The 12,805-nt window shown below is 36.6% G+C and carries 13 protein-coding genes, 1 riboswitch and 1 other annotated feature; of the genes, 7 read left to right on the top strand and 6 right to left on the bottom strand.

Annotated elements, in window-relative coordinates; translation table 11 throughout:
- Positions 1 to 27: 27 nt before the first annotated feature.
- On the bottom strand, positions 28 to 504 hold the full coding sequence (locus AAA926_RS08220; protein ID WP_034980835.1) for a hypothetical protein: 477 nt from the start codon (positions 502 to 504) through the stop codon (positions 28 to 30).
- Positions 505 to 625: 121 nt separating this feature from the next.
- Positions 626 to 867: a binding site (T-box leader), on the top strand.
- 60 nt (positions 868 to 927) lie between these two features.
- Here AAA926_RS08220 and asnA point away from each other — a divergent pair.
- The gene (asnA, locus tag AAA926_RS08215) at positions 928 to 1,941 is read left to right on the top strand and encodes an aspartate--ammonia ligase (RefSeq protein WP_338212311.1); all 1,014 of its coding nucleotides are present in this window, start codon (positions 928 to 930) and stop codon (positions 1,939 to 1,941) included.
- A gap of 119 nt (positions 1,942 to 2,060) precedes the next feature.
- On the opposite strand, the gene AAA926_RS08210 is transcribed toward asnA, so the two are convergent.
- The gene (locus tag AAA926_RS08210) at positions 2,061 to 2,963 is read right to left on the bottom strand and encodes a protein NO VEIN domain-containing protein (protein WP_338212310.1); all 903 of its coding nucleotides are present in this window, start codon (positions 2,961 to 2,963) and stop codon (positions 2,061 to 2,063) included.
- 581 nt (positions 2,964 to 3,544) lie between these two features.
- On the opposite strand from AAA926_RS08210, the gene AAA926_RS08205 reads away from it, so the two are divergent.
- Entirely contained in the window at positions 3,545 to 4,249 is a 705-nt protein-coding gene (locus tag AAA926_RS08205; RefSeq protein WP_338212309.1) for an NAD-dependent protein deacylase, read from the top strand.
- Positions 4,250 to 4,375: 126 nt separating this feature from the next.
- Positions 4,376 to 5,155 (top strand): TerC family protein, encoded by a 780-nt coding sequence (locus AAA926_RS08200; protein WP_338212308.1) that lies wholly within the window; start codon positions 4,376 to 4,378, stop codon positions 5,153 to 5,155.
- Here the strand turns inward: AAA926_RS08200 and AAA926_RS08195 are convergent.
- The gene (locus AAA926_RS08195; protein ID WP_034980841.1) at positions 5,150 to 5,509 is read right to left on the bottom strand and encodes a DUF488 domain-containing protein; all 360 of its coding nucleotides are present in this window, start codon (positions 5,507 to 5,509) and stop codon (positions 5,150 to 5,152) included. The genes AAA926_RS08200 and AAA926_RS08195 overlap by 6 nt on opposite strands.
- A 44-nt stretch (positions 5,510 to 5,553) precedes the next feature.
- Between AAA926_RS08195 and AAA926_RS08190 the strand changes: the two genes are divergently transcribed.
- The 3 genes from AAA926_RS08190 (at position 5,554) to AAA926_RS08180 (ending at position 8,976) form a co-directional block, all read left to right on the top strand.
- Positions 5,554 to 6,186 carry a DNA-3-methyladenine glycosylase gene (locus AAA926_RS08190; RefSeq protein ID WP_223903022.1) on the top strand — a complete coding sequence of 211 codons (633 nt, stop codon included), beginning with the start codon at positions 5,554 to 5,556 and terminating at the stop codon, positions 6,184 to 6,186.
- A gap of 129 nt (positions 6,187 to 6,315) precedes the next feature.
- Positions 6,316 to 6,492: riboswitch (Lysine riboswitch) on the top strand.
- Between the two features lie 109 nt (positions 6,493 to 6,601).
- Positions 6,602 to 8,227 (top strand): ABC transporter substrate-binding protein/permease, encoded by a 1,626-nt coding sequence (locus tag AAA926_RS08185; RefSeq protein WP_338212307.1) that lies wholly within the window; start codon positions 6,602 to 6,604, stop codon positions 8,225 to 8,227.
- Positions 8,227 to 8,976, top strand: coding sequence for an amino acid ABC transporter ATP-binding protein (locus AAA926_RS08180; protein ID WP_338212306.1), 750 nt, complete (start codon positions 8,227 to 8,229; stop codon positions 8,974 to 8,976). Before AAA926_RS08185 ends, AAA926_RS08180 begins: the two co-directional genes overlap by 1 nt.
- Positions 8,977 to 9,039: 63 nt before the next feature.
- Here the strand turns inward: AAA926_RS08180 and AAA926_RS08175 are convergent, their stop codons facing one another.
- Complete coding sequence (locus AAA926_RS08175) at positions 9,040 to 9,942, bottom strand: alpha/beta fold hydrolase (protein WP_338212305.1); 903 nt, start codon at positions 9,940 to 9,942, stop codon at positions 9,040 to 9,042.
- A 294-nt stretch (positions 9,943 to 10,236) separates the two neighbouring features.
- Complete coding sequence (locus AAA926_RS08170; protein WP_338212304.1) at positions 10,237 to 10,608, bottom strand: hypothetical protein; 372 nt, start codon at positions 10,606 to 10,608, stop codon at positions 10,237 to 10,239.
- A gap of 383 nt (positions 10,609 to 10,991) precedes the next feature.
- Here AAA926_RS08170 and AAA926_RS08165 point away from each other — a divergent pair, with 383 nt between their 5' ends.
- On the top strand, positions 10,992 to 11,303 hold the full coding sequence (locus tag AAA926_RS08165) for a hypothetical protein (RefSeq protein ID WP_338212303.1): 312 nt from the start codon (positions 10,992 to 10,994) through the stop codon (positions 11,301 to 11,303).
- A 108-nt stretch (positions 11,304 to 11,411) separates the two neighbouring features.
- Here the strand turns inward: AAA926_RS08165 and AAA926_RS08160 are convergent, their stop codons facing one another.
- A complete protein-coding gene (locus tag AAA926_RS08160) occupies positions 11,412 to 12,734 on the bottom strand; it encodes a replication-associated recombination protein A (protein WP_338212350.1) in 1,323 nt (440 codons plus the stop codon).
- Positions 12,735 to 12,805 lie beyond the last annotated feature (71 nt).

The following is a 12,805-nucleotide window of genomic DNA, read 5'->3' as shown; positions in this document are numbered from 1 at the left end:
ATGAAAAAAGCCACGTTAATGTGTGGCTTAAAAAATGTCTTGAATTTCAATCCGAATATCATGGTGAATATGATTTTTAAGTGCCTCAACAATTTGTGCTACGCCATAGGAAAAGCGAAGATAATATTGTCTGTTCTTCTGGGTTGTTAAAATACAAATTACCTGCTTTTTCTTCGGATTAGGCACTTTAATTAAAGTAACCATCGCAATCTCTGAATATGAGACGGTCCGCCGAAAGTAACCTGAAACAACAGCCCTTTTAGGCGCGAGACCCGTAAAACCATCAATAATACCAATCAACAAGAAGATTGCCAAAAAAATACTGAGACCTGGATCGCCCTTTTCAATTAATTGCCAGGCAAAACCTATCCAAATAAAAATTACGGCCCAAATAACTGAAGACGAGCGATAATGTCCCTTTAAGTCAATATTTGCCTGCCAGTACCAACTATAACAAGTGTAGCCTAAAAGCAAGGCATCCAAAATTAGATAAAAAACTACCATATAACTCTCCTCAATTGTATTTTCATCTATTATAACAGATTGACAGTCGTTAGATATTTTTTCAACATTAATGATATTTTACTTGCATTTTTATTAAAATCATGATTAAATTATTATCAAATTAAATGCATTGAAAAAGACGAGTAGATAACTTACCTCTTTAAGTGAATCGGTGATAGTGGAAAACCGTTAGACCCTGGGTTATTGAAAAACACTTTTAGCAGCACGCTGAAATTCTTGTAAGAGTAGGTTGTGTCGTCTCCAGTACGTTACCACGCTGGTGAAGCATGATAGTGCTTCATGAGTTGGCCCAGAATTTGGGCAATTAAGGTGGTACCGCGGAAAAAGCCTTTCGTCCTTGTTTTTATTAAAAACGGGATAAAGGGCTTTTTCTTTTCCTTAAATTTACAGGAGGTCAAAACAATGACTTTAATTTTACCCGAAGATTATCATCCAACTCTCACAATTCGCGATACCGAAGCAGCAATTGTTTATATCCGTGAAGAATTTCAAAAGGTTTTAGCTAAAAAATTACATTTACAACGAATGTCTGCCCCACTGTTCGTCGAAAAGCATACAGGACTTAATGATAACCTGAATGGCGTTGAACGTCCAGTTGCTTTTGATGTCAAGGATTTACCAGCAGATGACACAGTTGAAATCGTGCATTCCCTTGCCAAATGGAAAAGAATGGCACTGAAGAAATATGGCTTTAACATGCATGAGGGCCTTTTTACCAACATGAACGCCATTCGCCGCGATGAAGATTTAGACAATTTTCACTCAATTTATGTTGACCAATGGGATTGGGAAAAAATTATTGCCAAAGAGGAAAGAACGATAGAAACTCTTAAAAGTACCGTTACCAAGATTTTTGCTGCAATAAAGGAAATTGAAGCTGGCTGTGTTTCCCGTTACCCTGCTTCTACTTACCGTTTGCCGGAGAAGCTTTACTTTATTACTACACAAGAATTAGAAGATCGCTGGCCGGACATTAACCCTGAAGAAAGAGAAAACAAAATTGCCGAAGAAGAAAAGGCAGTCTTTATAATGAAAGTCGGCGATAAACTGAAGAGAAGCGGCAAGCCTCACGATGGTCGTGCACCCGATTATGATGACTGGGAATTAAACGGTGACCTGATTTTTTGGTATGAACCTTTAAAACAAAAAATTGAAATTTCTTCTATGGGTATCCGCGTTAGTCCTGAAAGCCTGCACGAACAACTGAAGAAGGCTGATTGTTTGGACCGTGAAAAATTGGAATTTCACCGCATGTTGCTTGCTGGAGAATTACCTTATACCATTGGTGGTGGGATTGGGCAATCTCGCTTATGTATGCTTTTGCTTGGCAAAGCTCATATCGGTGAAGTTCAAGCCAGTGTTTGGCCTCACGATATGATTACTAAGTGCAAAGAACATGGCATTCAAATTCTATAATAAATGAAAACCATGCTGTCAAAATTGATGGCACGGTTTTTTGGCTCTATAATTTATCCTGTTGATGACTAACTAAGAACCCAGATGCAAACAAAAAAGCTATCATATGTAATGAGTTTTTAATCCTTAATATTAAAGGATACCTGATACTTGATAGGTACTGCCCTGACTTCATCTTCAGGTCTAATTATAGGATTCTTAAAAGGATAAATTACAGGTTGATTACCATCAAAGAAAACAAAGTAAATCCAATAATTATCGCATTCTAACGCGTGTTGGCGTTCACCTTCTGACATTTGGAAAGTTATCTGATTACTTATATTAGTAGAGGTCGTCTTAACCTCTATATGACGTTCAGTCCCATCTTTTTCAAAAGATAGAATGTCATACCCATATGAATCAGATTTATTTGATCTCTGTGTGATTCTACCTTGTAAATTAGGATAATCCTTTAATCTATTGACTTCATAGAGCATTACCTGCTTCTCACCAGTAACTCCAATTTCAGTTTTTTTCTTCTCCTCTTCAAGATAGTCAATCTTGGGAAGAAGATTATTGGTCTTAGATTTGGATCTAGTCTTCTTATGCTTAACTATTTTCTTATTAATTGCAATCGGAGCCTTATATGTATAGGATTTTCTATTTGAATTAGCATCATCATAATCGGAATAAGAGTTGAGAAATTTTAGAAAAGCCTTGGTGCTGGCCATAGGGTACCTATGGTTTTCTTGATTAAATTTAGCAAAACCATTTAACTCCATAATTGCACTCAGATTTTTCTTAAAAGTATCACTGAAGACATCATCTGGAATAGATCCATAAATAGTCTTATAATTGAACAACATCTTGATTATACCGTCTCGATAACTATGGGGTCTACCACTGTTAGTAGCTTTCTTCGCTTTGCTTTCCTCTTCCTCATAATTTTTGAATTGCTCAAATATTTTTTTAAGATATTCATTATCTCTGATATCATTAAGCTTTTGGTCGTTTACTCGTTTTACCCAAACAAATTGAACCATTAACCTCACCTCGTAATCTTATAATCTAGAATAACATAAAGGTTCACAATTTATTTCCAGAGATTCAGGATTATTCAATTTAACAAAAATGATTAGTCAATTGGGACAAAATTTTAATAGCAAGTCTTTCTATTTATTTAAAATTGCTCTATTATATTCTAATTATTTTCATTCAAGTCATCATCCAGTTCTATCTCAAATTCTGCAGCGATTTCTCCAATTAATGAGCTGACAGAACCATATTCCTTTTTTAAGACCTATTTTGTCACTAAGCGAAATGTAAATAGTCATATACTTTCCCTTTTCTTAGACTAAATTCTCTTTTAAGAGCAGACTTTTGATTAACTCTGTATTATTTTATTTTAATCCTCATGGTCTTTTTCACCTTGTTCGTTTGAATTTTTGCTTAGTTTCGTTGATTCGATTCACTATTTTTGCGTAAGAGTAAAACCTATGTATGAGTATCTTGACAAATCACTTAAAGTAACACCATCGAACATTTATTGCAATAACCCTATATGTTAGACAAAATCTTGTAGTAAACTAGCAGTAGCAGAATTAGTTTTAAGAAAGGCAAAATTATGATTGATGCAAATAAAATAGCTGAGTTAAAAAATGATATTGATCAGGCACGCCACATTACTTTTCTGACTGGTGCCGGAGTTTCAACTCATTCTGGTATTCCTGATTATCGCTCTAAAAACGGTATTTATGATGGCGTCTCTGAAAGTCCGGAAACGATTTTAAGTGAGGAAACACTTTATCAGCGACCAGAATTCTTCTACAAATTTGTGATGGATAATATGTATTTCCCTGAAGCCAAGCCAAATGAAATCCACCAGAAAATTGCCGAGATCTGCAACGAAAAAGGCGATCTAATCACACAAAATGTTGATGGCTTGGATACCAAAGCCGGCAATAAACACGTAACCGAATTTCATGGCTGTCTTTATAATATTTACTGCACTAAGTGCCATAAACCAGTTTCATACGCTGAATATGCCAAATCTTACCAGCATGAAAATTGTGGCGGTATTATCAGACCAGGAATTGTTTTATACGGTGAAGCCATTAACGGAGACAGTTTAGCCAAATCAGTCAATGCAATGCAAAATTCTGACCTTGTAATTATTTCAGGTACCAGTTTTGTCGTGTACCCTTTTGCCCAGCTTTTATCTTACAGACAGTCTGGAGCTAAAGTTTGGGCAATTAATAAAACTGCCATTCCAGCAGAAGGAATTTCCTCCATTATTGCGGATGCACTAGATGTTTTTAAACAGCTTTAACTAGTTTTTAAAAAGAAAGCCCTTTAAACCAACAGAATTGCTTTTTTACCCGGATGCTATAAATTACTTGTGCTAAAATACGACACAGTAATTAAAAATAATTCTGAACTAGAAAAGAGCTTTTAAATGGCAATTTTTAAAATGTATGCTCCCTTTTTCAGTGGAAGTAATTGGATTCACGTACTGACTAGTGGCAAAGATTGGCTCGTCATCTTAACCCTGATTCTAATGGAATGCTTGCTTTCTGTTGATAATGCAGTCGTTTTGGCAGCTCAAACCAAGGTTTTGCTTGACAAGAAACAACAGGAAAAGTCATTATTCTATGGTCTTTGGGGCGCATACATTTTTCGTTTCATTGTGATTGGGATTGGTACTTATCTGATCAATTTTTGGGAAATTAAACTAGCAGGCAGTCTCTATCTTTTTTATCTATCCTTCAAGTTTTTCTACGACCAAAGGCATCCCCAAAAGGCTGCCGCAAGCGCAAAGATTGAAAGTGCAAAAATTACTGAGCATTCCCCCAAAAAGGGCAAACATTTTCTGTCACTTTTCTGGCGGACCGTTATTTCAATTGAAGCAATGGATATCGTCTTTTCAATTGATTCAGTTTTAGCTGCCCTAGCGGTTTCCAATAATCCGGTAGTAGTATTAATTGGTGGCATGATTGGTATCTTATGTATGCGCGGTGTTGCCGAAATCATAATCAAATTGATGGACATTATTCCTGAACTGCAACCGATGGCTTACGTTTTAATTGCTATCATTGCTCTTAAACTTTTATTGTCTTTACCACCGTTACATTACGAACTGCCTAATACAACTTTTGCCTTTATTGTGTTCGGTATTCTTCTCTTAACTATTGCTTTTCATTTTCTACGAGCAAAAAAGAAAAGACGGAAACTATAATCTTTGTTCAACGTATTCTTTGAGCACAACTGCCTGGTTGTGCTCTTTATTCTTTGCACCATAAAGAAAAAGGACATCTTGTTTTGCAAGTTCGTCTTTCACTCGGGTAACAAAACTAACAGTCACAGGATTATGTTCTAATTCAGCAATGTACTTTTGCCTAAACTCAGGATATTTAGTATCATCGTGATTGAACCACTTACGCAATTCGGTGCTGGGACCAATTTCTTTAACCCACTCATCCAAATTAGCATCTTTTTTGCTTTTGCCTCGTGGCCACAGACGATCAACTAAAATGCGGTAGCCAGCAGGCTGCTCATGTTCGTAAATTCGTACTAATTTTATCTTTGTCATTGTAATATCTCCTTTTAGTTTAAGTTTACTACACGGAAGAAAAAATGAATTATTCAACTTATTTCTCTAATAAATCAACTGCTGCCATTACTAAAGATTTGATTGGCAGACCATTAACATATAATGATGGCCAGAATATAATGGGTGGTTATATTGTAGAGGCTGAAGCTTACTTAGGTGTTAAAGACCGGGCAGCACATTCTTATGGCGGTCATCGCAGTCCGGCTAATGAGGGTCTTTATCGTAAAGGTGGAACTATCTACATTTACGCCCAAAGACAGTATTTCTTTTTCGATGTCGCAACGCAAGAATATAATGAGCCGCAAGGAGTTTTAATCAGGGCTATCGAACCAGTCTGGGGCATAGAGCAGATGATTAAAAACCGTGCCGGTAAAAATGGTGTACTTTTAACTAATGGACCAGCCAAAATGATGCAGGCTTTTGGTATTCACGATAAAAAATGGAATTTACACTTCTTGTCTGATTCGCCATTTAAAATTGATTTAGATGATAATCATAAAAAGTGGGCTAAGGAAATTAAAACCAGTGCCAGAATTGGCGTTAGTCAATCCGAATTAGAATGGGCCAATAAAAAATTACGTTACTATGTAGCAGGTAATCCGTATGTTTCCAGAATGAAAAAAAGTGCCTATCAAAAAGATAATGGCTGGCAGTGAGAGCAGGATCCCAGCGGCCTTTTAAAATAGTAAAAGATAATAAATGAGATAATTATAAAATATTTTTTAAATAAAGTTATTGACAAGTCACTCTTAATAGCCTATTATTTTTCTAAGTTAAATAATTTCCAATGCAATAGAGGTCGCGGTTGTTACGAAACTAATCTGAGTGAGCGAACACTTTGAAGATTAGCGCAAGAATTACTGCCGAAACAAGAATATTGTTCGTTTCAATCTTTTTGTTGGGCTGCAAGAGAATATTTTGCAGACTGTCCTGGTTCATCTCCAGGGAGCGCTATATGATTTGTTCAAAAAATGGATTATAACCTCGTTGTTTTTGACTAACAGCGAGGTTTTTGTTTACGCTTTTATTGTATTGGCTTTATTTGAAACATATTTTGTGGAGGTTTTCAAAATGAAGTCAAGATTTAAGTGGCTGGCTACCTTAGTTGCCCTGTCCACCTGTTTGGGCATTGGGGCTAATTTTAGTCTGAATGAAGTTAACGCCAAAAAAGATGACGGTACACTAAAAGTCGCCATGGAAGCTAATTATCAGCCGTACAATTGGACACAGACTAATGATGCCAATGGTGCTGTGCCAATTGAAGGCTCGAAAGAATACGCCAATGGGTATGATGTCAAGATCGCAAAAATTATTGGTAAAAAATTAAATAGAAAAGTAGAAGTTGTTAAGACTGAATGGGATGGTTTACTGCCCGCTTTGACCAGTGGCAAAGCTGATTTGATTATTGCCGGCATGAGCCCAACAGCTGAACGTGAAAAGGCCATTAATTTCTCTAAGCCTTATAGAAACAGTACTTTTGTGGTAATTACCAAGATTAACAGCAGATATGCCAACGCTAAAAAGCTGACCGACTTTAAGGGTGCTAAATTAACAGCACAACAAGGTACTTTCCACTATGATCTGATCAAGCAGTTAAAGGGTGCTAAGAGGCAACCAGCTATGCGCGATTTTGCGGCAATGAGGCAAAGTTTAATTTCTGGCACTATTGACGGTTATGTTGCCGAAGACACTGAATCAACTTCCTTTAAGATGGTTGACCCTGATATTAAGTCAATTCCTGTCAGCAAAATGGCTGGTTTCCACGCTACTAAAGAAGAATCTGTCACTTCAATCGGAATTGCCAAGCCCAACAAGGCACTGCTTAAGAGCGTTAACCAAATATTAGCTACTATTCCCCAAGCAAAAAGAGTCAGATTAATGACTGAAGCTGTCAAGCAGCAGCCTAAAACTGATAATAATAAAAAAGGCAAAAAGGCTAAGTCAGAGCCTTGGTTAGTATCTATGTGGCGCCAATATGGCGGCATGATCTTAAATGGTATCGGCATGACGCTTCTTCTAGCTTCTGTAGGTACCATAGCGGGCTTTTTTATTGGATTGGCCGTTGGTATTGTGAGAACTATTCCTACACCAACAACCGGTGGTAAAAGATGGCTGCTCAAGTTCGTCAACTGGCTGCTTTCAGTTTATATTGAAATTTTCCGGGGTACGCCAATGATGGTTCAAGCTGCTGTTATTTACTATGGTATTGCCCAATTCTGGCACCTGAACATTGACAGAACTGTCGCCGCACTAATCATTGTTTCCATTAACACTGGAGCATATTTAGCCGAAATCATTAGGGGAGGAATTATTTCTACACCCGAAGGTCAGTTTGAGGCAGCCAGCGCGTTGGGAATGACTCATAATCAAAGAATGTGGCATATTATTTTGCCACAAGCAATCAAGAACTGCTTGCCTTCAATTACTAACGAATTTATCGTTAATATCAAGGATACCTCAGTTTTGAGCATCATCTCAGTATCCGAGTTGTTCTTCGTAGGTTCAACAATTGCGAGTCAGACATTTAAGTTCTTCCCAACTTATTTAACAATTTCTGCTATCTACCTCATCTTGACCTTTACCATTACCAGAATATTCAACTTAATTGAAAAACACCTCCAAGGAAGTAAGAATTACAACTTAATGGCAAACCAAGTTCAAGTTGGCACACCAAAAGACATGGAGGCTAAGAACTAATGACTGAATCAAACGAAACTATTTTAAGTTTAAAGCACATCAAGAAAACATTCGGTGAACACCAAGTTTTGAAAGATATTTCTTTTGATATAAACAAAGGTGAGATTGCCACAATTATCGGACCTTCAGGTGGTGGTAAATCAACAACTTTGCGCTGCATCAACCTGCTTGAGGAACCCACTGCTGGTGAAGTTGATTTTCACGGCAAAAATGTTTTGGCGCCAAACTACAATCGCAATATTTACCGGGCAAAAGTCGGCATGGTTTTCCAACAATTTGATTTATTTGAAAACAAGAATGTATTAGCCAATTGTATGGTAGGTCAAGAGTTGGTATTAAAACGCTCAAAAGACGAAGCACGTCAAATTGCGCTGGCAAATTTGAAAAAGGTAGGCATGGAGCAATACGTTAATGCCAGACCAAGCCAACTTTCTGGTGGACAACAACAAAGGGTCGCGATTGCCCGTGCTATCTGTATGGATCCTGAAATTCTGTTATTTGATGAGCCTACTAGTGCTTTAGATCCAGAAATGGTCGGTGAAGTTTTAAGCGTTATGAAGAACCTAGCCACTACAGGTTTAACGATGATTATCGTAACCCACGAAATGGCGTTTGCGAAAGAGATTTCCGATCAAATGTTTTTCATCAGCGACGGTGTAATTACTGAACAAGGTAAACCTGATCAGTTATTCAATCACCCGCAAAATGAAAAAACCGCGAAGTTTTTAAGTAATTTTCAGAATAGCTAATAAAGTCTAATTAAACAAAAAAACTGGTAAACTCGCCTTGTTAATAATGTGAGTTGCCAGTTTTTAGTTTGCTTGTGACTCTAAAAGCATAGTAATTTCCTGATTAAATTTAGTTGGCTCCTCCCACTGCGGGAAATGCCCAGAATGGTCAAACCAAATCAATTTGCACTGACTAGTAATTTTAGCAGCATATTCTGCAGCCAACTGCGAGGACACATGATGGTCATGCCTGCCCTCACAGAAAGTGATGGGAACGGCAAAATGCAGGATATTTTCGAAATTAACGTCCATTAGTTCTTCCCAGAAATATTGAATTGATTGCTTCGAGCCTTGCAAACGATGAATTAAGTCTTTAAAAGAATAATCTTTGGCAGATATAAAAGGCCAAATTAATTTACGGTAGTTTTTAGCGCCGTAGATTGAGCCGCCATAAGCTACAATCATTTTAGTTAATTTCAGGCTGGCATCAATTGGTTTGTGAGCAAAATCAAGTTGGTCAAGTTTGGCAGTGTTTTTCATTTTTGTTCGTAAAAAAGCTTTTTGTAAAGCAATATTCTTTTTCATATTAACGACTTGACCTATTCCGATATATTGCGTAACCAGGTCTGGATACATTTGAATAAAATAGAGTCCTAAAACCGTACCCCAAGAATGACCCATGATAATCAATTTATCTTGTTTTAACCGTTTTAATAAATAAAGCACAAACTGATGAATATCTGCCAAGATGGTATTAATAGACAAGTTTTCTTCAGGTGAAAATTTGTAATACGATAGCCCGCTGCCTCTTTGTTCCAGATTGACAAAGATAAAATGATCTTCTAGTTCACTATTAAACTTTTTGGTCAAGGGGATGCAGGCATCGCCCGGTCCACCATGCAAATATAAAATGATTGGTTTCTGACCTTGCTTTGAACTAATTGAAAAATAAAGTTTAGTGCCGTTAATTTCTACGTTTTCTATCACTGATGTACTACTCATTTTTTGCCTATATTCATATAATCGCTTGTTATTATGCATACACTGCTACTTTATTTAAGTATATTATTAATGTCGCTACCTTGTAAATTGCAAATTATATTTACAAGACTGACGCAATTTTTATCGAATAAAGGCTCGTAGCTTTTACTACTCTAAACTAAAAAAGCTATCGGAAGAGCGAGCTGAGAAAACTGTATATATCAAATAGTCTGACGAACTTTATGCTAGAAAAAAAGCACCAAGCATTTTAATAGCCTGGTACGCAAATTATGTTAAATTCTAATCATTTTTATCTTCAACTTTGTATAATTTAACTCGATTAATTAAATAGTCAAATAAGAACACACAGATTAAATTTAAAACAACAATCAAGAGTATCAATAACGGGTGGTCTTCTTGCTCATCTGTCATATTTAACAAATATAAAGTTTCAAAACTAATAGGTGCACCTTGTAATACCATACAGTAAATTAAATCATTTTCGACTTGGTCAATAAATGTATCTTCTTTTACTTCAAACCAAGCTGTAGCAATTATTGTCATGATGAACGCACTAATTGACCATATTAAGTTAAAATTCGGCTTATTGGAGAAAAAAAGCGCCATTCCAAATGAACATAACAATAGTAAAGCGGCTCTTGCTAATTTCATTTTCATCTCATTTCCTATAACCTTTCTTTTTTGAATTTTTTAATTATTGTATAATTTATAATTATAAATGAAATATAAAGTTAATCAATAGTCTAATCAGTAATTGCAGCTAAATCATAGAAAATGCTGCGCTTATTTCATAATATTTAGCAATAAATTTACTTTAATTTATTTTTAATTACTCACTTTACATCTTAATAGTTATGTACTAACCTATAAGTTATTATTATCATAGGTATAACTGAAATTTTAAGTTAAATTAAAACTGCTTTTTTGTATCTAAAAAAATTCAGAGAGACATAGAAAAGTTGGTATCTGTGATAAATTTAATATTGCTTTGTGCATAATAAATCTTGGCAATATCATGATTGGAGCTATTAATAATGATCAAAAACCAGACTACGATGAAAGAACAACTGCTAATAGATCATGGCTATAAATATTTATGGTTTATTGTATTAGGCGCATTCTTGTTGGTTTTAATCATACCGTTTTTCAAATCTGTTGATTTAAGCGTTTGCACCTTAGGCCTGCTACTATCAGCTTTGGCGGAAGTATTGACAACATTTTTTCAACACAAACATATTACCTTTATTATAAGTTTGGTTTTGGGTTGGCTATTAGCTCTAATAATTAGTGTTATTCTGTTTTTTTACATCATGTGGGCTTCAGGCAACATGCTTTTTGTCAAATAATGAATTTAAATAAATATCGCCACAGAAAAGAAAGAGCACAAAAACAGGCAAACCATTCAATTTTTGGCTTGCCCGCTTTTTAGTTGATGCTCAAATAGCAGTGTATGCTTAATCATCGTGTTTTCTGTGCCATTCTTTAATCTGCTCCAACCTCTTTTTAAAGCGGTCTTCATGACCCTGCGAGGTTGGCAAATAATATTCGTGTCCCTCTAAACTCGGTGGCATAGTTTTCATTGTCGTTAACTTGTCTTTAGCATAATGCGCCAGCTGGTAACCTTTACCATAGCCTAAATCTTTCATTAACTTAGTCGGGGCATTGCGAATTTGCAAAGGTACTGGTTCATCAATCGTCTTCTTAACATCTTCTTCAGCAGCTAGTCTAGCTTTATAAACTGCGTTTGACTTTGGTGCAAGCGACAGATAGATCACAGCTTCCGTCAAATGCACATCACATTCCGGCATCCCTATAAATTGACAAGCCTGAAAGACGTTGACCGCTACATTCAGCGCATTAGTATCTGCCAAGCCAATATCTTCACTGGCAAAGCGCACTAGTCTGCGTGCAATATAAAGTGGATCTTCTCCCCCTTCAAGCATCCGTGATAGCCAATAAATTGCCGCATCTACATCGCTGTTACGCATCGATTTATGCAAAGCGGAGATGATATTGTAGTGTTCTTCTCCGTCTTTATCATACAAGACCGACTTTTGAGTGATTAATTGCCCCAGACTTTCCATAGTCACAGCAATCGTATTGCCAGTTTTATGACCGTTTAAAACTGCCATCTCCAGCGTGTTTAAAGCCGTCCGAGCATCACCATTAGCAAATTTGGCAATGGCTTTAATCTCCTGCTCACTGATTTTGACGGTTAATTTGCCAAAACCATTAGGGTTCTGCAAAGCATTTTGCAATAACTTGATAATATCTTTGACTTCAAGTGGTTTTAAGACAAAAACCTTGCAGCGTGAAAGCAGCGCCGAATTAACTTCAAAGGAAGGATTTTCGGTCGTGGCGCCAATTAACGTGATACTGCCACGTTCAACATAGGGTAAAAAAGCATCTTGTTGTGCTTTATTAAAACGATGGATTTCATCTACAAATACCAGCGTTTTTTGCCCCACTTCGTGTTCTGCTTCAGCCTGCTTCATAATTTTGCGAATTTTAGTAATGCTGCTGTCAACCGCACTAAAATTAAAAAAGCTCGCTTGACTCTGCCGGGCAATTATTTCAGCCAAAGTCGTTTTGCCGACTCCCGGTGGTCCCCAAAAAATCATTGAGGAAACCTGGTCATTATCAATGATTTCTCGCAAAATTTTTCCCGGTCCCAGCAGCTGTTCTTGTCCCACAAACTGATCTAGATTTTGGGGACGTACGCGGTTAGCCAAAGGCTCATTTTGCCCACTGTTTGCAAATAATGATTCTTGCTTCATCATTACATCTTCTTTATTTACTTCTAGATACTTACTAACCTAATTATACAAGTATTTGTCCGCTAGCAAAA

Source organism: Lactobacillus juensis (assembly GCF_036246285.1).
Taxonomy (GTDB): Bacteria; Bacillota; Bacilli; order Lactobacillales; family Lactobacillaceae; genus Lactobacillus; species Lactobacillus juensis.
This window is presented reverse-complemented; position numbering and strand designations above follow the sequence as displayed.